Raw genomic sequence first — 21,081 nt, forward strand, 5'->3', positions numbered from 1 at the left:
AAAATTAAATTAAGACATATTGACAGGTTTAAGGCGACTTAGGCTTACATCACGTGTGAGAGATCTCGCACAAAGCGGATATCACAAACGGAAATTCGACTTCTGACACGATAATTACACAGCCAAAGCTAGAAAAAGCGTACGCTCACCCCCATGTATTTGTCATGATATTAAATAAGAGATTCATCGGATGAGCCAAGCTATCTGTCGACTGATTGCTGAAGAACTGAATGTTCGTTCAGAGCAAGTCATCGCCGCAGTCAACCTAATTGACGACGGTAACACCGTTCCCTTTATTGCCCGCTACCGTAAAGAAGTCACGGGTGGCTTAGACGATACCCAACTACGTAACCTTGATAGTCGCCTTTCATACCTTCGCGAGCTCGACGATCGCCGCCAAACGATTCTTAAGTCGATTCAAGACCAAGGCAAACTCACGCCAGAATTAGAGCGTGATATCACTCAAACCGACAGCAAGACGCGCCTAGAAGATCTATACCTGCCATACAAACCAAAGCGTCGTACCAAAGGTCAGATCGCAATCGAAGCAGGCTTAGAGCCACTTGCCGATACACTTTGGAATGAACCTCAGCACGATCCTGAAACCGAAGCCGCTAACTTCATCAGCAGCGATAAAAGCATTGCTGATACCAAAGCGGCACTGGATGGTGCACGAGCAATCATCATGGAGCGCATTGCTGAAGACGCAAACCTACTTGAAAAGATTCGCCAACATCTAACACGCAACTCTGAGCTCGTTTCACGTGTCGTGGCAGGCAAAGAGCAAGCTGGCGAGAAATTCAAAGACTACTTCGAACACAACGAAACACTCAACAAAGTACCTTCACACCGTGCGCTTGCGATGTTGCGAGGCCGAAATGAAGGCTTCCTAACGCTGGCAATGAATGCTGACCCAGAGCAAGAAGAAGGTGTACGTGGTTCTTACTGCGAAAACATCATCTCTGATCACTACGGTATTACCCTGAGCAGCGCTCCTGCAGATGCATGGCGTAAGCAAGTGATTAGTTGGGCGTGGCGTATCAAGGTTTCTATGCACATGGAAACCGAGTTGATGGGCGCGATGAAAGAACGCGGTGAAATCGAAGCGATTGAAGTGTTCGCAACTAACCTTAAAGACCTGCTGATGGCAGCGCCGGCTGGACCTCGTGCAACCTTAGGCTTGGATCCGGGTTTACGTACTGGTTCGAAAATCGCCGTGGTGGATTCAACCGGTAAGGTTCTGGCAACAGAGACTATTTACCCTCACCCACCGCAAAAGCAATACGAGAAGTCAGCTCATGTTGTTGAACAGATGGTTCGTCAGTTCAACGTTGACCTAATTGCGATTGGTAATGGTACGGCTTCACGCGAAACCGACAGCTTTGTTGCTGATGTGATTAAGCGTGGCAACCTAACAGCACAAAAAATCATTGTCAGCGAAGCGGGCGCATCGGTTTATTCCGCGTCTGAGTTAGCGGCAAAAGAATTCCCGAACATGGATGTATCGATTCGTGGCGCGGTGTCTATTGCTCGTCGTCTGCAAGATCCACTGGCAGAGCTGGTGAAGATTGACCCTAAATCGATCGGTGTGGGCCAATACCAACACGACGTGAGCCAAACTATGCTCGCTAAGCGCCTAGATGCGATTGTCGAAGACTGTGTAAACGCGGTTGGTGTTGATGTGAATACTGCTTCTGCTGCACTGTTAACTCGTGTTGCTGGCCTTTCTAACACCATCGCCCAGAACATCGTGGACTTCCGTGATGAAAACGGTCGCTTTGAAGCACGCACTACCTTGAAAAAGGTCGCACGTTTGGGGCCAAAAGCCTTTGAACAGTGTGCCGGCTTCCTGCGTATCATGGATGGTAAGAACCCGCTAGACGCATCATCGGTTCACCCAGAAGCTTATCCATTGGTAAAAACCATCGCCGAGAAAAACCACAAAGACATCAAGTCTCTGGTGGGTAATACAGACTTCTTACGTGGTTTACATGCGGTTGATTACACCAATGAGAACTTCGGTGTACCAACGGTAACCGACATCATCAAAGAGCTGGATAAGCCGGGTCGAGATCCTCGTCCTGAATTCAAGACTGCAACCTTCGCCGATGGCGTAAATAGCATGTCTGACTTAGAACCCGGCATGATCTTAGAAGGTGTGGTTTCAAACGTAGCTAACTTTGGCGCGTTCGTGGATATTGGCGTACACCAAGACGGCTTGGTGCACATTTCAGCGCTAACCGATCGTTTTGTCTCTGATCCTCATGAAGTCGTGAAAACGGGGGAAATCGTCAAAGTGAAGGTGATGGAAGTGGATGTTCAACGTAAACGTATTGCACTGAGCATGCGTATGAAAGATGAACCCGGCCAAGACAACCGTGCACAACGTTCAAGTGCACCTCGCACACAAAACCGCCCGAACCAAAGCTCACAAGGTGGACAACGCCGCCGTGAGGAACCGCAACAAAACGCTGCGATGGGTGGTGCGTTCGCTGCTGCATTTGCTAAAGCGAAAAAATAATCCGTTAGCGCATCTGGCAAACTGATTCGCCTAAAACAGAAAACCTGCATCCCTTAGGGTATGCAGGTTTTTTATTATGTGTTCAAAAGAGACATCGAAGTATGGTCGAATCATGAATTTTCAATTCATAACACGACTAGCATCTCTGATGGAGCATGAGGCGCAACAGCATGACCATAATGGTATTTTATGACCTTACGTCGTTTCTCCATCTGTCCCTCTTGAATCGCCGCATCTAAAACATGCTTTGGCAGGCGGAAACGCATGGTATAGCCCTTTCCTTGATCAGCACTGTATGTTCTCAGTGCCAATAAGCTGAACAACCTATCAAAAGGATCTTGTGGCTCTTCTTGGCTAATCGAATTGGCCTCTGACTCGTTCTCCATTTCATAACCTGGATGGTCTGAAGGATCCCAAGCCGACTGCTGCCTTCGCTTATCGTCCGGTTTTACCTTTCGCTCTGCATTGGTTTTTGCCAATGCTACGGCGGGAGCGACAGGTTCTCGAACTCTATTATCACGCGCAACTTGCTCTGTTTGCACATTAACGGATGGGGCGATCAGTGGCACACTCACTGCAGTTGCAGGTGACACAATCATCGCGAACTCCTCAAGAATCGCCCATCGTTATTGCTATAACGCTGTTGCACTGTGAGTCAGCACAACAGGCATAGCCCAACTTACCGCAATCAGCTCAGGAGAGAGTTAGGTCTGAGTATCATGCAACGCCTTGGTGTTATACCAATCGTAGTAAATAACTGCTCATCCTAGCTTGTTAAAATGCTCGATAACGGCGTTAGAACTTTTGATTGTAGAATAACTACTTATCAAAAAGCTCAGCCTTGTTCTCAAGCCTTTTTCCTACGCTATTTTTGAACACTTACTTACTGTGATTGGTATTAGGTTATATATCGACCAAGCCAGCGATAAATTTAGCGATTATTTTCGCGCGAAGCTGACCAATTCACTGCAAAAGGCATCTGCTTCAGTCATAAAAGGCGCATGTGAAGACTGAGTGAAGATGTATTGTTCGGTATGAGGTAAGGCTTTGCCCAAGTCTTTTGCAACCTTGATTGGCACAAGCCCATCTAATCGACCGTATAAGCGCAGCATAGGCACAGAGATCTGCGGTAATTGTTCACGGAGGTCAACGTCTGACAGCATTTTCAAACCCGCTAACAAAGAATCAGGATTCGGTAGCGGACGAGACAGCACCGCTTGCTTGAGCTGTTTGACATCTTGTCTTGCAGAAGGGCTGCCCATGGCTTGCAATGCCATAAAACGTTCGATGGTGGTTTGAAAATCTTCAACCAACTGTTCTGTGAATGCGCTTAATACGTTTGGCTGAATACCTCGCCATAATACGGGTTCTTTTGCGGCTGCGAATTTAGGGGAGCTAGCGACAGTCACCAATTTGCTTACGTAATCTGAGTGATGCAAAGCCATGTGTGTCGCGACCAAGCCACCCAGCGACCAACCCACCCAAATCGCTTGCTTGGGCGCGTCGACCAACAGTTGTTGAGCAATCTCTTCAAGATCTTGAGCGTGGCTGTGAGCACTGTGTCCATACCCTGGAAGATCGACAACATGCACTCGGAAGTCAGCTTCTAAAGCGGTAACAGTTTGCTGCCATACCGCACCATTCATACCCCAGCCGTGAACCAGAACTAAATCAGGCCCTTGCCCTGAAACATGCCAATACAACGCGTCACTCATTCTCATTATTCCCTACTTATTTCATCCACCATCAAGGGTACGTTTCAGTATGGTGAGTACAAAGAACACCATAACCCAAAAGCACTGCGAGCTATGTTATCTGATTGGCTTCAAAAACACACACCACGTCTGGTCACACCTCAATGCCACTTATGCAAGCTAGATAAGTCGCACAGCGATGCTCACCCTCGATGGTGTGATTCTTGTCTTAATCTCTTTGAGTCAGTTCCTCGTTGCCAACAATGTGGCTTAAAAACACTGCTCACAGTAGAGCAGTGCGGACAGTGCTTATCTCAACCTCCACCTTGGCATCGTCTCTATTGCGTTGGGGACTACACCTTTCCAACAGCACGTTACATTCAACAAATGAAGTACGCCGATAAGTTTTGGTTTGCACGCGATCTATCAAAGCTATTGGCTTCACGTATCGAGCATCCAGCTCCGCTGATCACCAGCGTACCTCTGCATTGGCGTCGATATATTCATCGAGGCTTTAATCAAAGTCAGCTGCTCGCTAATTACACAGCTCAAGAACTTGGCGTTAAAGATGAGGTGCTGTTCCGTCGAATTCGCTCAACCGCTTCTCAGCAAGGGCTGACTAAATCCGCACGCTTACATAATCTAAAGAGCGCTTTTACGCTTCGAAAACAAGACTTTCAAGGAACTGTCCCTTCTCACATCGCGATAATTGATGATGTTGTAACCACAGGCAGTACAGTGTATCAATTATGCCAATTACTACTTGAAGTGGGCGTGAAAAGGATTGATATTTACTGCATCTGCCGCACTCCTGAGCCCTCTGAATAATTGCTGTGAATCGCTACTTGTACAGCAATCCAACAAAAAAGGGCTGAATTACAAATCTGACAGGAGTAGAATGGCGCTAATAACCTACAAATCTACTCAGGTATTCGTCGTGTCAAATATTACTATTACAGAAACCGCTCAAACTCATTTTGCCAATCTGCTGTCACAGCAGCCTGAAGGTACAAACATTCGTGTGTTCGTGGTAAACCCAGGTACGCAAAACGCTGAGTGTGGTGTTTCTTACTGCCCAACAGATGCTATCGAAGCGTCTGACACAAAGCTTTCTTTTGAAGCTTTCTCTGCGTACGTAGATGAGCTAAGCCTACCATTCCTAGATGAAGCTGAAATTGACTTCGTTACAGACAAAATGGGCTCTCAACTTACACTTAAAGCACCAAACGCGAAGATGCGTAAAGTATCAGACGATGCAACGTTGATAGAACGTGTTGAGTATGCAATCCAAACACAAGTGAACCCACAGCTTGCTGGCCACGGCGGTCACGTTAGCCTAGTAGAGATCACTGAAGAAGGTGCTGCTATCGTTGCATTCGGCGGCGGTTGTAACGGTTGTTCTATGGTTGATGTAACGCTTAAAGAAGGCATCGAGAAAGAACTTCTTCAACAATTCGAAGGTGAATTGACTGCCGTTCGTGATGCAACTGAGCACGATCGCGGTGAGCATTCTTACTACTAAGCTCTTTTACGACTAGGTACTTCATGATTAGGTACTTCACGATTAGGTACTCATGAAGTCTTAGCCAGTAGAAAGTTAAAGATTTAATGAAAAGGTTGATGCGCAAGCATCAACCTTTTTTTGTGTTTAAAACAACAAGAGTACTTCCGAACCGTCTATTTCTCATTCAATGCCAATAATAACGAGCCGTTACCATTTGGAGTAAGGTATTCAAGTGATCGCAATCGGTTCCTGATTCAATAATTTCAGGATATGAAAACTAGGATCTAGGAACTCAACTCTATTTCCCCTATATTAGAATGACTTTATAAGAAAGAATTCCAATGAGCTAAGGAGCGAGCGCAATGACAAAAAGGACCAAGCCAGAAATTTTGGCTCAACAAACTGTCGCTCAATCAAAACTATTCTCTATCGAGTCTCTCGATTTACGCTTTTCCAACGGTGTAGAGCGTACCTACGAACGCATGAAGCCCAGCGGTCGCAACGCAGTAATGATGGTTCCGATTACTGAGCAAGGCGATATTCTACTGGTGCGTGAATACGCAGCGGGTACTGAACGCTATGAACTCGGCTTCCCAAAAGGACTGATTGATCCCGGTGAACAGCCAAATGAAGCCGCGGTTCGTGAACTAAAAGAAGAGATTGGTTTTGGCGCTAATAAACTCACACCTTTAAAAGAAGTGATTCTCGCCCCCTCTTATTTCTCTAGCAAAATGACACTGTTTATCGCAGAAGAACTCTATCCAGAGAAGCTAGAAGGTGATGAGCCTGAGCCACTAGACATTGTCCGCTGGCCACTTGCTCAAGCCGAAGAACTGTTAACGCATCTCGACTTCTGTGAGGCTCGCAGTATTACAGCTCTACTATTAGCCCTTCGTGTATTAAACAATAACTAGAACATTCAGGCTCGCTCGAAGAGTAAGAGAATATTTATGCCAATAACAAAAGATTTGTCTCACCTCCTCCCTCCAGTCATTGAGATCGCTCGTTCGGCTGGACAGCTCATCTTAGAGATCTATGAGAAAAAGGATTACGAAGAGTTCACCAAGAGTGATGACACTCCGGTCACCAGTGCCGACCTTGCAGCACATAAGCTGATATTAAAAAAACTCAGTGAATTGACGCCTGATATTCCCGTATTATCCGAAGAAGACGCCGACATCAGCCTAGAGCAACGCTCTCAATGGGATCGTTACTGGTTGGTTGATCCGCTGGATGGTACGCAGGAGTTCATTGCAAGAAGTGGTGATTTCGCGACAATTATTGCCTTAATTGAGCATAACAAGCCGGTCATGGGCGTCGTGTACGCACCCGTTTCAGGCGTGAGCTATTATGCTTACAGTGGCAAAGGCGCTTGGAAGATCCCAGACCTTAATGACAGTGTGAAGATTAAGACACACCGCCATGAACTGCCAAACCAATCCATCGCGATGGCGATCAGTCGCCGTCAAGACATCAACCGTATCACTAGTCGTATGAGCTCTGCTTGGAACTACGACTTGGTTCCTCTTGGCTCAGCAGCGCTTAAGGCATGTTTAGTCGCAGAAGGCGCTGTGGATTGTTATCTACGTATTGGACCAACCGGAGAGTGGGATACAGCTGCAACCCAGTGCATTGTTGAAGAAGCCGGAGGCCGAATCCTAAGCACTCAATTAGAGCCGCTCTCTTACAATGAAAGGGATACTCTAGAGAATCCAAACTTCATTGTGCTTGGCGATGCTGACTTACCTTGGGCAGAAATCTTACAAGGTAAAGACTAAACTCGAGGGCTCTGGTCGCGGTTAAGCAGTTAAGCAGTTAAGCACTCAAACAAAATGGGCACCTCATTGAGGTGCCCATTTTTTATATCTCGTGATTTAATAACCAGCGGATGCGAGTTCAGAAGTCGATACCGGGTTAAAAACGACCTTGGTAGGTAAACTGGTACTTACCCTGGCTGTCAGGATTGCCCAACCACTTAAGTTGGCTCTGCATCGCTGGTGGGAATTCAGCACCCGGCTTAAACCATGCCGCCGAGGTGTAGCTTTGATTTGGCGTTACGCTCGCTGAGAACTCACTGTCCACTTGCTCGCTCTTCTGAGCGCCTTTGGCTGCAATAGTACTGTCTTCACAAGTAATATCCGCAATCACAGGGCCAAGGTCTAACGAACCCACTGGCGAGTCGACAGCTGCACCAGACCAAGCAAACGTACCTTCGCCCGATTGGCACCAAGGTTGAGCATGAACAGCATGTTTGATTGTCAGTTCAACTTGCCCTGCAATAGACACTGGCACTGGGATAGCAGGCGCATATTTCATCACGTTGCTGGCAGGCATTGATGCCACTAAGTTTTCCGCGTAAGCACCGCTCATGCTATACCCGACACGTCCTTTACCTGATAAGTTCATATCGCTGTTACGACCAAAGCGAACCGCCAGTTCTGCTTTGGCTTGGAATAGTTTCGAGAACTGGAAGTCCCACTGCACTGAGCCGTAATTGACACGCTGCCACGCGATATTGTTAGCGCGACCTTGCCAAACGGTGCCCTCAACGCCTTCAATGCTTAAACCACGCACGACGGGTGCATGCTTGAGAGCAAAAGCGGCAGGCAAATGCAGCAACAAGCTTACCGAGAAAAAAACGATAAAAATGACGCTGAATAACAGGCCATATTTGAAAGATAAACCGCGTTTCACATTAACCTCGTTTAAACTGTAGTCGGTTGATCTCAATAACCCCAGGGCTATCAGAGCGATCAATATCCATAAACTCAACCTCAACACCCTGCTTTTCTTTCAGGTATGTCAGCCAGTCAACGAACTTATTAAATGGCACAGGCTTAATCCAAACTTGCAGCATCTCACCGCGTGGTTGCACGCGTATCAGCTCGATGTTAAAACGGCGCATAGAAGCAGGCACAGATTGGTTCAAAGGCTGACTGGCACTGATGCCACCACTGCCTCGTAGTTCAACCACTTGATTGGCTTTGTCGGTTACCCAAGCCAGAAGTTGCTTCTCACTTTGAATGCGGCTTTGTGCAAGCTCGGCTCGTTGGCTAAGTGGTTGTATTAATCCCCAATAGACAACACCCAGTATCAATAAAATAGAACAACCAATGACTAATCGTTGTTCCCGCTGACTTATTGAAGTCCACCACGCTTGGAGTGGTTCAATCATATTTCTCATCACTGATCTCCTTACGCAGGTTATTGATGGGGTTTAAGAGTAAAACTGCCAAATACGGCATCGCCATTACGGTTCAATGGCCCTTGCTCAACGACAAACTTCTCTTCGAGCTTCACCCTTGCGGTCTCAAAGTGTTGGAAGTCAGAACTTTTCGCCTGCAGTCGAACCTCAGAGCGGTTGCCATCATAGCGAATGCTTTCAACTTCGATCGTCTTCACTTGCCCTAAGGTTTCAGGCAGCAAAGCTAACCAACCAAGTAAGGAATCACCTTCGCCTGAACCACCGTATTTCTTAGCTTCGTCGTTCATCTGACGCTTGAGGTAACTCACGGTCGGAATACGTTGTTTGCCAGGCAGCACAGCTCTAAAAATACGTTCACTTTCGGCTCTGTAAGCTTCGGCTTGCGCTTCATACTGCTGAACCTTCAACACTTGTTGAGTCACAATCACGGCCACCAGCAAACAAGCAGCAATCGCCACTTTCTGCCAAACACGCCAATATTTACTGAATGAAGATTTGGTTTTAAAGGTGCCAGTCAGTAAATTTACGCCGCTTGTGATCGCTTGCTGACTCAATAAAGACATCACCAATTCCGCAGGCTTTGCTTGCCACTCGAGACCACTTTGCTGTTGAACGTCGTCGCTCGGCATCGCGGTATAGCTGAAGATAGTCGTCGCTTGCTCTTCCTCACCAGCAGCAACCCAATCACTTTGCAAAAACATCGGTAACCATGCTTCGCTGATTGATACGGCTTGATAGTTACCTTGACGTTGAGAGTGACCTTGGCGTAATAACCAATGTTGGTCTATCTGCAGCGCACTGATGCCTTGTTCTTCAAAAGGCACGGCGAGTGTATCTGGTAGCACCTTACGGAAGATTATATTGGCTTCACGAAACAGGTCTAAAGCTTGTTTTAGCCATTCACGATCCACACCACACACGGTAGCGTGAGTGGCATCTTTATCTAAAATGGTCAGGTGTAAGTCTTCGATATCTTGTGCGACTTCGTCTTCTAATAAGAACGGCAGCATAGAATCAAACTGGCGAGCAGCACCTTTAGGGATCTCAACACGCTTAATTAAGCATTCACTTCCCGGCAATAAAGCGATACAGCTGCGCTTTTCAGCGTAAGGCGTTAACTCGTCAAGCTGATCCCAGCTAGACAGCTCACCGCTTGCTATCACTTCTTGTTGGCTTGTCGACCAAACTAACCACTGCACAGGGCTTTGTGGTTCGCTACTCAGTCGAACGGTCAGAAACTCGCTCACTGATTCCTCCAAAACGACGGCGTACTACCGTCACTGTTTCTCGATTACTACTATAGAAAAGCGTCCGTATACGTACACGTGACTGCTCAACTAATACCTCTGCATCTAGCTCAAAATAGGCGCTATCTACAGTTAAATATGCTTTCGCTTTCTTGCTGACTTCGGCACTCACACCAACAATGGCAGGTTCAGCCATGAAAGCATCCACCGTATCCCAGCCATCAAATGGGCGTTTGTCTATCAGCTGTTTGGCATCCGATTCACTTAAGCCTGGCGCAAACATCGCTTCCAATAACGGCGCTTGCTTTTCCGTGAGAGTATTCACATTCAAGCGGAAATCATCGGTTGGCAGAGCGCAAACAAATGGGCGAACCTTATTCATCACTTCACCAGTGACTTGATAAACCGCTCGCAGCTCCGATTCATCGGCCATTAAGCCATTCGCCGCCAAATAAGAGGGCTTCATCGCTTCATACGTGCTGTCTTCTACGCCAGACGAAGAGGTGGTTCGTGTATCCGCATCAACAAATTCCCACGTTGAATTTGCGATAACCTCAGCCTGATAAGGCTCAACGTCTTGGTTTTCCAATAAGGTTTGCCAAACCGTGACTAAATAAGGAGTCTGGTTACTTGAAGTGGTCGCCACTCCGGCTAAGGCATTAAGATTAAAACATGCCTGAGCATCAACAATGCGGCCCTTAACTTGGCCATAATCCAATGGGTATACCTGCTCTTCTAACGCCCATGGTTGGCTTAGGTTCACGGTATCACTGTCTTTGTAGCTTTGCCTAATGCCGTCTTGCACAAGCGCTTCCACACCAATGCTATACCAGTAAGCCTGTTGATAATTCAACTGATTACCAACGCGCTTGAATTGAGTAAACAGACGTTCAGACATGCTGCCAGCAATGGTGGCCATGATCGCCAGTAGCATTAAAATAATGATCAGCGCGACACCACGTTGTTTACGTCCCAAGGCTGACCTTGTCGCTAAACGCTTATTAGTTCGATGAGTCATTATTCCCCTCACTACTGCCTGAAGAGTCACTGTTTGAAGAATCATCGGCCTGATCTAGGGTGCCACCGGGAGTGAGATAAACACGCTCTATCTCACCATAGTCTTTTAGTGTCAGCTTGAGCCTCACCGCTTTCGGCAGGGACTTATCGGTTTGCCACTCTTTCCCCCAGCGGCTTCCGTCATTAAACTCGAATTCCAAGCTTTCAACATCATCAAGCAGAGGGGTAATCACACCTTCTTGGCCTGAAGGTGTATCGGGATAACGCCACCATACACGCTCAAGTGTTTCTTCTTTGATGCGGTAGCCAACCTTCGTGACTTCTCCGCGAGGAAACTGCTGCTGCGGGTTGTGCCAACCTAAGCGAGTAAACATGATGCCTACACTGTCAGAATCCAATAAATACTCTTTCATTAAGATCAGCTTAGATGATGCTTCTTCACCGTTGGTACGAAATTTTCGCACCGCCATCTGGCGAAAATCATTATCTAAAATGACTAAACTTCGTTGCAGTTGGTTCAAACGAGCACTGCGCTCAATAGAGATCTCGTTGCTTCGCTGTACCTGATTAACCACCTGATAAGCCGCCATGCTCAACGTGGCAAAGATAGCAATCGAGACCAAGACTTCAATTAGGGTAAAGCCTCTCCCTTTGGAAGATAGACCTTGTTTACGCGGCGTACGCTTATTTTCCGACATGCTCTTACTTAGCGACACGCTTTTAATTGACCACATAGCTGCGCACCGTCACTACTGGAGAAGATTTTTTACTGGTTGCCGCGCTCACATCAAACGCCTTTAATAAATCATCGCTGGTATCGATAGGGGTAATCTTCCAGAACCACTCTCTTCCCGCTAACTCTTGCGTGCCCTGCGCTTTTTTAAGCTTCTCAGGATGTAGCATGACTAGGGCCATTTGATTATCAACGACCATCGCCGCAAAGGTCTTTTCTTCGAGATAACTGAGCGTATTGATGTGCTGGGTGACAGCACGAATCACACTGATCGCCGCCGTCGCAAAAATAGCAAGAGCAACCAATACCTCAAGCAGAGTCATTCCGCGAGAACGATAAGGAGAACGGTTATTCTTCTTCATCTTCTTCTCCCGGCTCTAGCAGTCGAATCTCACCATTATCCAATACTCGAATGCGCCAACCATCTTGTATTGTGTCACCCGTGTTTGGGTAAAACGACAGTACAAATGGCGTCATTTCAGCACTCGACAAGATGTAGACCTGTGGTGGCTTGGGCTTCTTTTCCTCTTCCAGATCCGCAAACATGTCTTCATCAAATAAGCTTCCCGGATTAAAAAGACGATCATCGTCTTCCCACGCGCCACCACCTAATGTCAGCGACAGTGCCAGTTCTTCCGGTAATTCAGTTGAAGAAGGGATCTTTTCGAACTCAGTTTCTTGCCAGCCATCAGACTTCAAAGTCATCAGAACGTAAGTCGATTTTTTTTCATCAACACGAACACCAAAATCTAAGCCACTCAAAATAGCCTCTTCATTGAGTAGCTGAATTCGCTGATAAAAGCTTTGAGCGTATTTTTTAGCAACATCTTTACTATTGGTAGGGATGGTCGAGATCACCGCGACCGCCGATACTGACAATAATACCAACACCAAAAGAATCTCAATCAAGGTGAAACCTGGCTGTGTTTGCTTAGTTTTCACCTTGTAGACTCCATTTTTTTGCGTACTACCATCAATAACGTATCAAGCGACAATAACGAATCAAACAACAGGAACGTATCAACCGACAACAAGCCGAAGCTTATTGGAAGTCCTGCATGTTCCAGTTGCCGATATCCGCAGCAATACCTTCACCACCTTCTTGACCATCTGCGCCAAGAGTGAAGATATCAATTGTGCCGTTATCGCCAGGACTTAGGTATTGGTACTCATTGCCCCATGGGTCGTTAGGTAGACGCTTGATGTAACCGCCGTCTCGGTAATTACGAGGCTCTGGGCTGCTTGGCTTTGTCACCAACCCGTCAAGGCCTTGATCCGTTGTTGGGTAAACGCTGTTATCCAGTTTGTACATGTCGAGCGCGTTCTCTAGCGCCACGATATCAGTGATGGCTTTTTGTTGATCCGCCTTCTCTTTATTGCCCAACAGGTTAGGCACAACAAAACTTGCTAAAACACCAAGGATAACGACAACAACCATGACTTCTAATAGGGTAAAGCCTGACTGTTTTTTCATTTTATTTTTCATTATTTTCTCCAAATTACAGACAGCGAGTTGAAGGTAATGATGTCCTTCGTCTCGATAATCCAAAAACTAACGTCCTATGAGCGACTGATTAACCGCTCATCAAATTATTCATTTCAAGCATCGGCATCAGCGTCGCCATCACAATGAACAGCACTAAGCCTGCCATCAAGGCGATAAGGGCTGGGGTAAAAATGCCTAAGGCGATGTTTACGGTCGACTCAAAACTTTGGTCTTGGTTATCAGCCGCTCTTGTCAGCATCTGCTCCAACTGGCCGCTCTGCTCACCACTGGCGATCATATGCAGCATCATCGGGGGAAAGAGTTTGGTTTGATCAAGCGCTTTACGCAGGCTTGCCCCTTCTCTAACGCTATCTGATGCCTGTAATACTTGTTGTTTCACGTGATGATTCGACATCACATCTACCGCGACCTTCATCCCTTCAAGGATAGGAATCGCACTCGAGGTACAGATAGAGAGTGTTCGTGCAAAACGAGAGGTATTGATCCCTTTCGCTATCTTGCCGATCAACGGGATGCTCAATAATTTGCGATCCCAGCTCATGCGAACGCCCGGCTTTTTCAGCGCAGTCTTAATCAATACAATCACACCAATGGTCAACACCAGTAATTGGATGCCCCAATTCTGGATAAATTCACTCGATGCTAATAAAAATTGTGTCGACTGAGGAAGTTCTTGTCCCATTTGGATAATAGGCTCAACGATTTTAGGCACTACCGTTGCCAGTAAGAACGACACAATCGTCACCGCAAACACCACCAGCACGATTGGGTAGATCATCGCTTGCAGCAGCTTAGAGCGCATTTTTTGACGATTCTCAGCGTAATCAGCCAGTCGTTCGAGTACCGCATCTAAGTGCCCTGACTTCTCACCAGCAGCAACCATGGCTCTGAATAGCTCATCGAAGATATGGGGATAATCAGACAAGCTATCTGCTAACGAATAACCTTCAGTCACCTTAGATCTCACCGCGAGTAGCATGGTGCGAATACGAGGTTTCTCAGACTGTTCGGCAACGGCTTTCAAGCACTCTTCCAACGGCATACCAGATTGAACGAGCGTTGATATTTGACGAGTAATAAGCGCAAGATCAGGCGTGCTGATGCCGCGTTTAAAGCTGGTCGATGGCTGAGCACCTTTTGCTGTCTTTGCCTTAGCCTCGGTCATCTCAACCGGCATCAAGCCAAGTTCTTTGATTCTTTGGCGAGCCTGACGAGCATTATCTGCTTCAATTGAGCCTTTTTTACTTTTGCCTTTGGCATCCAGTGCTTTGTATTCAAATGCCGCCATACTAGACTTCCTTGGTCACACGCATCACTTCTTCTAGGGACGTTACCCCTTTCAGAACTTTGCTCAAGCCATCATCTCGAATACTTGGTGTTGTGCCACGAATTGCTTTTTCAATCGCCTGTTCACCCGCTTCACTGTGAATCAACTCTTGTACTGAGTCATCAATCATCAGCAGCTCATGAATACCAGTACGGCCTCTGTATCCCTTATGGCCACACTCTTCACAACCTTTGGCATGGTAAAGCGTCAGGCTTTCTTTCTTCTTCAACCCAAACAGTTTCTTCTGCTCTTTATCGGCTTCATAAGGTTCTTTACATTCGTTACATAAAGTACGAACCAAGCGCTGAGCCAAAACACCCAGCAGCGAAGAAGAGATTAAGAAAGGTTCAATGCCCATATCACGTAGACGCGTGATCGCACCGATTGCTGTATTGGTGTGAAGGGTCGACATAACTAAGTGACCCGTTAAAGAAGCTTGAACAGCGATCTCAGCGGTCTCCAAATCACGTATCTCACCAATCATAACCACATCAGGATCTTGACGAAGAATGGCACGTAAACCACGCGCAAAGGTCATATCAACCTTAGGGTTCACCTGCGTTTGGCCAATGCCATCGATATCGAATTCGATTGGGTCTTCAACGGTTAAAATGTTTCGTTCATTACTGTTGAGTTCTTGTAGACCAGCGTACAAGGTCGTCGATTTACCTGAACCTGTCGGGCCGGTCACCAAGATAATGCCGTGTGGGCGCTGAATCAGCTTACGGAAGTTTTCATGGTTTTCTGCTGTCATACCTAAACTGTGCAAGTCTAGACGAGTGGCGTTTTTGTCCAACAGACGCATTACCACACGCTCACCGTGCGAAGAAGGCATGGTTGAAACACGAACATCAACCGCTCGGCCACCAATACGCAGAGAAATACGACCATCTTGTGGCACACGTTTTTCCGCAATATCCAATTTAGCCATAACCTTGACACGCGAAACCAATAACGGAGCCAGTTTACGGCTTGGCGCTAAAACATCACGCAGCACACCATCAACACGGAAACGAATCGACAACGACTTCTCAAAGGTTTCGATATGAATATCCGAAGCACCCTCTTTGATCGCCTCACCCAGCATCGCATTGATTAACTTGATGATTGGTGCATCATCTTCTGATTCAAGTAAGTCTTCGTCTTGAGGCAGCTCTTCCGCTAGTGAGAAGAAATCATCACTATCAGCACCAATGTCTTCCATTAGCTGACGAGCTTCTGACGAGTCACGCTGATAAGCATCGGTCAGTTTTTTATCAAACTCATCGAGAGTAATCGCTTGTGGCGTGAAACCATTTTTCACAACACGACTCACTTCAATGATCGCCGCCGATTTCAGTGGCTCAACATAATAAAGTATCGGTGCGCGCTCTGGATGTTGATACTCCAACACCATCTTATAGCGATTCGCAAAGCTAAACGGCAAGCGCTGATAAGTACGTGCCGCCCCTACCAATTCAGCCATTATTCTTGTTCCATTTGATTGATGAAGGCTTGAATTTCAGCCGGGTGATTCATCTCCGCACCAAATTTAGGCAATACTGGGATATTATCGTCGGCCAATAATTTCAGCCCTTGCTCAGCCTTATACAGTTGCTCCGCACGGATGAAATTGTATTTACGCTGCGTGATACCATCGGCTGTCATACCATCACGAATGATGGTTGGCTTGATGAAGACCATTAAATTCTTTTTCTCAACCTGAGTACTGGTGGATTTGAACAGGTGGCCTAGGAAAGGGATATCACCCAAGAACGGCACCTTAGATTCACTTTCCAATGCTCGCTCGTCAATCAGACCACCCAGCACCAGCATTTGACCATCTTGAACAATGACCGATGTATTCAGTTGACGCTTAGCAAAACGAACATCCACAGCACCGTTTGCACCTAATACGTTCGATACTTCTTGTTCTATTTGTAGCTGAACCGAGTCACCTTCATTGATTTGTGGCACCACTTTCAGCTTGATACCCACTTCTTTACGTTCAACCGTTTGGAATGGGTTGTCGTTGCTTGAACCTGCGGTCGAGCCAGTTAAAACAGGCACCTCTTCACCCACAATGAATGAAGCCTCGCCGTTATCCATCACGGTGATACTTGGAGAAGATAGGATGTTTGAGTTTGAGTCGGTAGCTACCGCACTGATTAGCGCTGTCCAATCACCCATGACCACACTCATGGCTGCGCCGTTCACGCCAGAAAGAGCAGAAGCTAAAGTTGAGTAGTCACCTTCTTTCGTAACGGTATTAAAACCAGTCACATTACCATTATCATCTGTTATGGTTGTGGTTTCCTCACTATCTTTTGCTTCTTCCAAACCAACCATTACGCCGCCAATCGATGCACCAGTGTTGCTGTACTGAATCATGGCACCCGTTTCTAGGTTACCCCATTGCACACCAAGATTAACGCCGTCGCCTTCAGCCATTTCAACAATCAGAGCTTCAATCAAGACTTGAGCACGACGAATATCCAACTGTGCGATCACATCCTGCAGCGCGTTCATAATGTCCGGCTGAGCGGTAATAACCAGAGAGTTGGTATCGCTGTGAGCGGAGATCATGACTTGGTTGCGTTGCGATGAGCTGCCTTTGGTTGAAGATTGCTTTTCTGATTGCAGGTTGTCCGACACGCCTTTAAGTACATCGACTAAGTCTTCTGCTTTTGCGTATTTAAGGTAAATAACTTGGTTGTTGCCTTTGGTCGCCATTTCAACATCAAGCTGTTCAATCAGCCTTCTTAAACGGCTACGTACTTTAGGGTCGCCTGAAATAAGAATCGCATTGGTACGCTCATCAGCAACTAATTTAGGTTGTAGGAAGGCAGGTGTGTTTTTAGCATCTGTGGTTTTGCTTAACGCATCAACAATACGTACCATTTCTGCCGCAGAGGCATTCTTTAGCTCAACGACTTCAATCTCTTTATCACCCGCTTGGTCAACGCGCTTGATGATTTCAGCTAAACGGTTTACTACCGCCGCTCGGCCCGTAATAAGGATGATGTTGGCTGGGTCGTAATGCACAACGTTACCCGCGCCTGCATTGTCGTTTAGTTGACGAAGCAGAGGAGAAAGTTCACGTACTGAAACATTACGAACCGTCACAACACGTGTCACCACGTTGTCGCCTTTGATCGTGTCACTGTCTCCAACGACTGGAATTGCTGATGTTTTCGAATCCTTGGCTTTGATGATCTTAAGAACACCTGAGTCCATTTCGACAACCGCGTAGCCATACACTTCCAATACGTTTAGGAAGAAGCTGTAATATTGCTCTTCATTGAGTACGTCGTAGCTGCGTACATCGATTTTTCCGCGCACCGAAGGGTCAACGATGATCGTCTTCTCTAGGTTACGACCAACAATATTAATAAACTCTTGAATATCAGTGCCTTTAAAGCTGGCACTAAAATCACTCGCGATGGCTGCGGGTGTGCAGATTAAGCTTCCTGCCAATAACCATGCACTTTTCTTAAACCAATGCTTCACGTACTTCTCCTACACTTTCGTCCTTCGTTAGACGCAAAGTTTTAAAATTCAATAAACACTTCATGTTGTTGACCATCTCTCTCGACGACGAGGTTTAGCTCTGTCAGCTCTGAGATAGAACGGAATATGTTGCCCATAGCGGCTGGGTCTGTCAGGTCTTGTCCATTTAACTGAGTGGCAATATCTCCGTTTTGGAGCCCAACAGAGTTAAAAAGTTCTGAATCTTTGCCAGGGCTCACGCGATAACCAATTACTTTATCGTCGCGTTTCACCTGAGACAGTCGAACATATTGGAAGATTTGTTGCGGATCTTTCATTATCTTCGCTTTAATTTCATCTAGCTTCTCTTCTGCAGAAGCTGGGTTGTTGCCACGCACAGAAGAAGAGGTACGAGGTGGCGCAGGCGCTGATACAGACAAACGCTTGTACTCAATACCTTCAAGCATCAGGGTTTCGTCTCGCCCAGAGTTATCGATGATCACACGATCGACCAATACGGCCTTGAGCTTAGCTCTAGTGCCTTCAATCTCTTCGTTAATTCCGTAGGTCGCTTGTGTGCCGCGATTGGCAATCACCGCCAAGCTCAGTTTTGGATTAGAACTGGCTACTGCACCCACTAAAACGAGGTTCAGTCGCGTCTTTGGCGCATCTTGGATAACTTGCTGCTCAACCACAGCAGGCGTGGTTGGGTTATAAGCACCAAACATGTTGCTCTGCTGCAAAGAAGAGATATCAAGAGTCGATTGAGGCGTTGAAGACGATGAAACCGTTGCTGCCCATGGCACGACAGTTTGCTCAGCAGGTTCAATAAACCATGCAAGCTGTCCTAAAATCCATGCGGAAGCTGCGATCAACACACAACAAAGAACAAGGCTCAGTTTCTGCTGGAGTAAAAATCCATTCTCTAAAAATCGGCTCAGCACCGGAGAGTTATCCATGCGAAGTTTGAGCTCTAAAAAGTTCACGTTCCCTAACCCTTTCTATAACGAATAAAGCTGTAACCTACTAAACTATCAGCTTTTTTGTTCATACATTCTGTTCCTGCTTATTGAAAGCATAAGATCCTGAACTATATCATAGCAAATCTATAAATCGGCATTACCTGAGCTATTTTGTAATCTTCCTTGAAAAAAAAGCCAATCGCCTCCACATAAGCTTCTACTAAGTGTGATAAGCGTCATCAAACAACATAAGTTGCATGCTGTGAATAACAGTTAAACCGCATTCATTCTAACTGAAAAGGCACTGTCCTATATGAAAACGACTAATGAAGCTGTCAGACTCGATAAATGGTTGTGGGCAGCACGCTTTTATAAAACTCGTTCAATTGCTCGCAACATGGTCGATGGTGGTAAAGTCCACTATAATGGTCAGCGCAGCAAACCCAGCAAAATCGTAGAACTTGGGGCAGTGATTACCCTGCGCCAAGGGAATGAAGAAAAGACGGTCACCATAGAGAAAATATCCGCACACCGCGGCGGAGCGCCAGTCGCTCAAACCCTCTATGAAGAAACCACCGAAAGCTTGGTAAAAAGAGAAGAGTTTGCACAACAACGCAAGCTAAATGCTCATAGCCCAGCACCAGAACGTCGTCCAGATAAAAAGCAACGTCGTGACATCATCAAGTTCAAGACTCAATAAGCTAGAAGGAATAGCCAAATGGCAGACCCAATGTCTACAAGTAATGTTTTAAATCGCTACCTATTTGAAGACCTATCAGTACGTGGTGAATTGGTACAGATGGACGAAGCGTACCAACAGATTATTTCTAGCAAGGAATACCCAGCGCCAGTACAAAAGCTGTTGGGTGAGCTACTGGTTTCAACGACGCTGCTAACGGCGACCCTAAAGTTTGAAGGCTCTATCACGATGCAACTGCAAGGTGATGGCCCAGTAACTCTAGCTGTTATTAATGGCGATAACGATCAGAAGATTCGTGGTGTTGCGCGCTTTGACGGTGATATTGCTGACGACGCTGGCCTGCACGACCTTATAGGTAAAGGCCACCTAGTGATCACTATCGATCCTAAAAAAGGTGAGCGTTACCAAGGTATCGTTGGTCTTGAAGGCGAAACACTTGCTGACGTTCTTGAAGGTTACTTTGCTAACTCAGAGCAGCTTAAGACTCGTCTGTGGCTACGTACGGGTGAACATGAAGGCAAAGCACACGCTGCAGGTATGTTACTGCAGGTTATGCCAGACGGCACCGGCACGCCAGATGACTTCGAGCACCTAGAGCAGTTAACTGACACGGTTAAAAACGAAGAGCTATTCTCTCTAGAAGCAAATGATTTGTTATACCGCCTATATAACCAAGAGAAGGTTCAGGTATTTACCCCTCAACCTGTCGAGTTCTTCTGTGGTTGTTCTCGTGAACGCAGTGGTGCCGCTATCATTACCGTTGCTCAAGAGGAGATCTACGACATCCTGAGTACGGAAGGTAGTGTTGCTCTTCACTGTGATTACTGTGGCACAAACTACTCGTTCGATAAGGGCGACGTTGATGCACTGTACGCAGAAGCAGCAGATAAAGGCGACAATACGGTTCATTAATTTACAGCGTGCCAAAAACACGTAATTTACCCCAAAAAGGTCAGCACTAAGCTGGCCTTTTTTGTGATCAAAATAGCGCAAACTCCGTAACATCTCGTAATAAAATCACCGCTTAATTTTAATCAATTAATAATGTTCTCGCCCCTAGCGCAAAGGTTTGCGTACAGGATAGACTAGTTAGGCCAATATGTGACGAGACGCTTAAAACCCCAAGATTAATATGGATACTTTTTGAGCTGTATCCCTGTTTCCCCAGAGTCTCGTTGCTAGCATGGTGAGCAGAT

At 46.5% G+C, this 21,081-nt stretch carries 21 protein-coding genes; 7 read left to right on the forward strand and 14 right to left on the reverse strand.

Going from position 1 to position 21,081, the window contains the following annotated elements:
* The first annotated feature begins 190 nt into the window (after positions 1-190).
* A complete protein-coding gene (locus tag L3V33_RS17280) occupies positions 191-2,521 on the forward strand; it encodes a Tex family protein (protein WP_237290903.1) in 2,331 nt (776 codons plus the stop codon).
* Between the two features lie 125 nt (positions 2,522-2,646).
* Here L3V33_RS17280 and L3V33_RS17285 read toward each other — a convergent pair whose 3' ends face one another.
* Together L3V33_RS17285 and bioH are read right to left on the reverse strand one after the other, a co-directional pair.
* Positions 2,647-3,120, reverse strand: coding sequence for an ATP-dependent Lon protease (locus L3V33_RS17285; protein WP_146454085.1), 474 nt, complete (start codon positions 3,118-3,120; stop codon positions 2,647-2,649).
* 339 nt (positions 3,121-3,459) lie between these two features.
* Positions 3,460-4,236 carry a pimeloyl-ACP methyl ester esterase BioH gene (gene bioH, locus L3V33_RS17290; RefSeq protein ID WP_145570080.1) on the reverse strand — a complete coding sequence of 259 codons (777 nt, stop codon included), beginning with the start codon at positions 4,234-4,236 and terminating at the stop codon, positions 3,460-3,462.
* Positions 4,237-4,329: 93 nt separating this feature from the next.
* Here bioH and L3V33_RS23265 point away from each other — a divergent pair, with 93 nt between their 5' ends.
* The 4 genes from L3V33_RS23265 to cysQ all read left to right on the forward strand — a co-directional run bounded on the left by L3V33_RS23265 (position 4,330) and on the right by cysQ (position 7,497).
* Positions 4,330-5,043: a ComF family protein gene (locus L3V33_RS23265; protein WP_346730230.1), complete on the forward strand. Its 714-nt coding sequence runs from the start codon at positions 4,330-4,332 to the stop codon at positions 5,041-5,043.
* Positions 5,044-5,152: 109 nt separating this feature from the next.
* Positions 5,153-5,737, forward strand: a complete 585-nt coding sequence (gene nfuA, locus L3V33_RS17300) for a Fe-S biogenesis protein NfuA (protein ID WP_009848013.1) — start codon at positions 5,153-5,155, stop codon at positions 5,735-5,737.
* 344 nt (positions 5,738-6,081) lie between these two features.
* Positions 6,082-6,633 carry an ADP compounds hydrolase NudE gene (gene nudE / locus L3V33_RS17305; protein WP_065106065.1) on the forward strand — a complete coding sequence of 184 codons (552 nt, stop codon included), beginning with the start codon at positions 6,082-6,084 and terminating at the stop codon, positions 6,631-6,633.
* 36 nt (positions 6,634-6,669) lie between these two features.
* Positions 6,670-7,497 carry a 3'(2'),5'-bisphosphate nucleotidase CysQ gene (cysQ, locus tag L3V33_RS17310; RefSeq protein ID WP_017109205.1) on the forward strand — a complete coding sequence of 276 codons (828 nt, stop codon included), beginning with the start codon at positions 6,670-6,672 and terminating at the stop codon, positions 7,495-7,497.
* Positions 7,498-7,633: 136 nt separating this feature from the next.
* Here the strand turns inward: cysQ and L3V33_RS17315 are convergent, their stop codons facing one another.
* The 12 genes from L3V33_RS17315 to gspC all read right to left on the reverse strand — a co-directional run bounded on the left by L3V33_RS17315 (position 7,634) and on the right by gspC (position 19,182).
* Positions 7,634-8,413: a type II secretion system protein N gene (locus tag L3V33_RS17315; RefSeq protein WP_237290904.1), complete on the reverse strand. Its 780-nt coding sequence runs from the start codon at positions 8,411-8,413 to the stop codon at positions 7,634-7,636.
* Between the two features lies 1 nt (position 8,414).
* Positions 8,415-8,903 (reverse strand): type II secretion system protein M, encoded by a 489-nt coding sequence (locus L3V33_RS17320; protein WP_017081685.1) that lies wholly within the window; start codon positions 8,901-8,903, stop codon positions 8,415-8,417.
* Positions 8,904-8,923: 20 nt separating this feature from the next.
* Entirely contained in the window at positions 8,924-10,171 is a 1,248-nt protein-coding gene (gene gspL / locus L3V33_RS17325) for a type II secretion system protein GspL (RefSeq protein WP_237290905.1), read from the reverse strand.
* Complete coding sequence (gspK, locus tag L3V33_RS17330; RefSeq protein ID WP_102497579.1) at positions 10,140-11,189, reverse strand: type II secretion system minor pseudopilin GspK; 1,050 nt, start codon at positions 11,187-11,189, stop codon at positions 10,140-10,142. The genes gspL and gspK overlap by 32 nt, the downstream gene beginning before the upstream one ends.
* Positions 11,173-11,922: a type II secretion system minor pseudopilin GspJ gene (gene gspJ / locus L3V33_RS17335; RefSeq protein ID WP_237290906.1), complete on the reverse strand. Its 750-nt coding sequence runs from the start codon at positions 11,920-11,922 to the stop codon at positions 11,173-11,175. Before gspJ ends, gspK begins: the two co-directional genes overlap by 17 nt.
* Positions 11,909-12,283 carry a type II secretion system minor pseudopilin GspI gene (gene gspI, locus L3V33_RS17340; RefSeq protein ID WP_237290907.1) on the reverse strand — a complete coding sequence of 125 codons (375 nt, stop codon included), beginning with the start codon at positions 12,281-12,283 and terminating at the stop codon, positions 11,909-11,911. Before gspI ends, gspJ begins: the two co-directional genes overlap by 14 nt.
* Positions 12,270-12,863, reverse strand: a complete 594-nt coding sequence (gene gspH / locus L3V33_RS17345) for a type II secretion system minor pseudopilin GspH (protein WP_017079328.1) — start codon at positions 12,861-12,863, stop codon at positions 12,270-12,272. Before gspH ends, gspI begins: the two co-directional genes overlap by 14 nt.
* A 100-nt stretch (positions 12,864-12,963) precedes the next feature.
* Positions 12,964-13,407 carry a type II secretion system major pseudopilin GspG gene (gene gspG / locus L3V33_RS17350; RefSeq protein WP_004735601.1) on the reverse strand — a complete coding sequence of 148 codons (444 nt, stop codon included), beginning with the start codon at positions 13,405-13,407 and terminating at the stop codon, positions 12,964-12,966.
* 88 nt (positions 13,408-13,495) lie between these two features.
* A complete protein-coding gene (gene gspF, locus L3V33_RS17355; protein ID WP_065207358.1) occupies positions 13,496-14,716 on the reverse strand; it encodes a type II secretion system inner membrane protein GspF in 1,221 nt (406 codons plus the stop codon).
* A 1-nt stretch (position 14,717) separates the two neighbouring features.
* Complete coding sequence (gene gspE / locus L3V33_RS17360; protein ID WP_054547992.1) at positions 14,718-16,220, reverse strand: type II secretion system ATPase GspE; 1,503 nt, start codon at positions 16,218-16,220, stop codon at positions 14,718-14,720.
* Positions 16,220-18,244, reverse strand: a complete 2,025-nt coding sequence (gspD, locus tag L3V33_RS17365; RefSeq protein WP_171312282.1) for a type II secretion system secretin GspD — start codon at positions 18,242-18,244, stop codon at positions 16,220-16,222. Before gspD ends, gspE begins: the two co-directional genes overlap by 1 nt.
* A 41-nt stretch (positions 18,245-18,285) precedes the next feature.
* Positions 18,286-19,182 (reverse strand): type II secretion system protein GspC, encoded by an 897-nt coding sequence (gene gspC, locus L3V33_RS17370; protein ID WP_237290929.1) that lies wholly within the window; start codon positions 19,180-19,182, stop codon positions 18,286-18,288.
* 316 nt (positions 19,183-19,498) lie between these two features.
* Here gspC and hslR point away from each other — a divergent pair, with 316 nt between their 5' ends.
* Complete coding sequence (hslR, locus tag L3V33_RS17375; protein ID WP_237290908.1) at positions 19,499-19,885, forward strand: ribosome-associated heat shock protein Hsp15; 387 nt, start codon at positions 19,499-19,501, stop codon at positions 19,883-19,885.
* An 18-nt stretch (positions 19,886-19,903) separates the two neighbouring features.
* On the forward strand, positions 19,904-20,797 hold the full coding sequence (hslO, locus tag L3V33_RS17380; RefSeq protein ID WP_108194016.1) for an Hsp33 family molecular chaperone HslO: 894 nt from the start codon (positions 19,904-19,906) through the stop codon (positions 20,795-20,797).
* The last annotated feature ends 284 nt before the right edge of the window (positions 20,798-21,081 follow it).

Source organism: Vibrio sp. A2-1, assembly GCF_021728355.1.
In the GTDB taxonomy this organism is placed as follows: Bacteria; Pseudomonadota; Gammaproteobacteria; order Enterobacterales; family Vibrionaceae; genus Vibrio; species Vibrio splendidus_K.

Coding starts and splice junctions, on each gene's coding strand:
- L3V33_RS17280 (WP_237290903.1), top strand. CDS start 191: ATGAGCCAAGCTATCTGTCGACTGATTGCTGAAGAACTGAATGTTCGT.
- gspJ (WP_237290906.1), bottom strand. CDS start 11,922: ATGTGGTCAATTAAAAGCGTGTCGCTAAGTAAGAGCATGTCGGAAAAT.
- gspE (WP_054547992.1), bottom strand. CDS start 16,220: ATGGCTGAATTGGTAGGGGCGGCACGTACTTATCAGCGCTTGCCGTTT.
- hslO (WP_108194016.1), top strand. CDS start 19,904: ATGGCAGACCCAATGTCTACAAGTAATGTTTTAAATCGCTACCTATTT.
- L3V33_RS17320 (WP_017081685.1), bottom strand. CDS start 8,903: ATGAGAAATATGATTGAACCACTCCAAGCGTGGTGGACTTCAATAAGT.
- gspC (WP_237290929.1), bottom strand. CDS start 19,182: ATGGATAACTCTCCGGTGCTGAGCCGATTTTTAGAGAATGGATTTTTA.
- cysQ (WP_017109205.1), top strand. CDS start 6,670: ATGCCAATAACAAAAGATTTGTCTCACCTCCTCCCTCCAGTCATTGAG.
- gspF (WP_065207358.1), bottom strand. CDS start 14,716: ATGGCGGCATTTGAATACAAAGCACTGGATGCCAAAGGCAAAAGTAAA.
- bioH (WP_145570080.1), bottom strand. CDS start 4,236: ATGAGTGACGCGTTGTATTGGCATGTTTCAGGGCAAGGGCCTGATTTA.
- gspG (WP_004735601.1), bottom strand. CDS start 13,407: ATGAAAAATAAAATGAAAAAACAGTCAGGCTTTACCCTATTAGAAGTC.
- gspK (WP_102497579.1), bottom strand. CDS start 11,189: ATGACTCATCGAACTAATAAGCGTTTAGCGACAAGGTCAGCCTTGGGA.
- hslR (WP_237290908.1), top strand. CDS start 19,499: ATGAAAACGACTAATGAAGCTGTCAGACTCGATAAATGGTTGTGGGCA.
- L3V33_RS23265 (WP_346730230.1), top strand. CDS start 4,330: ATGTTATCTGATTGGCTTCAAAAACACACACCACGTCTGGTCACACCT.
- nudE (WP_065106065.1), top strand. CDS start 6,082: ATGACAAAAAGGACCAAGCCAGAAATTTTGGCTCAACAAACTGTCGCT.
- gspI (WP_237290907.1), bottom strand. CDS start 12,283: ATGAAGAAGAATAACCGTTCTCCTTATCGTTCTCGCGGAATGACTCTG.
- L3V33_RS17285 (WP_146454085.1), bottom strand. CDS start 3,120: ATGATTGTGTCACCTGCAACTGCAGTGAGTGTGCCACTGATCGCCCCA.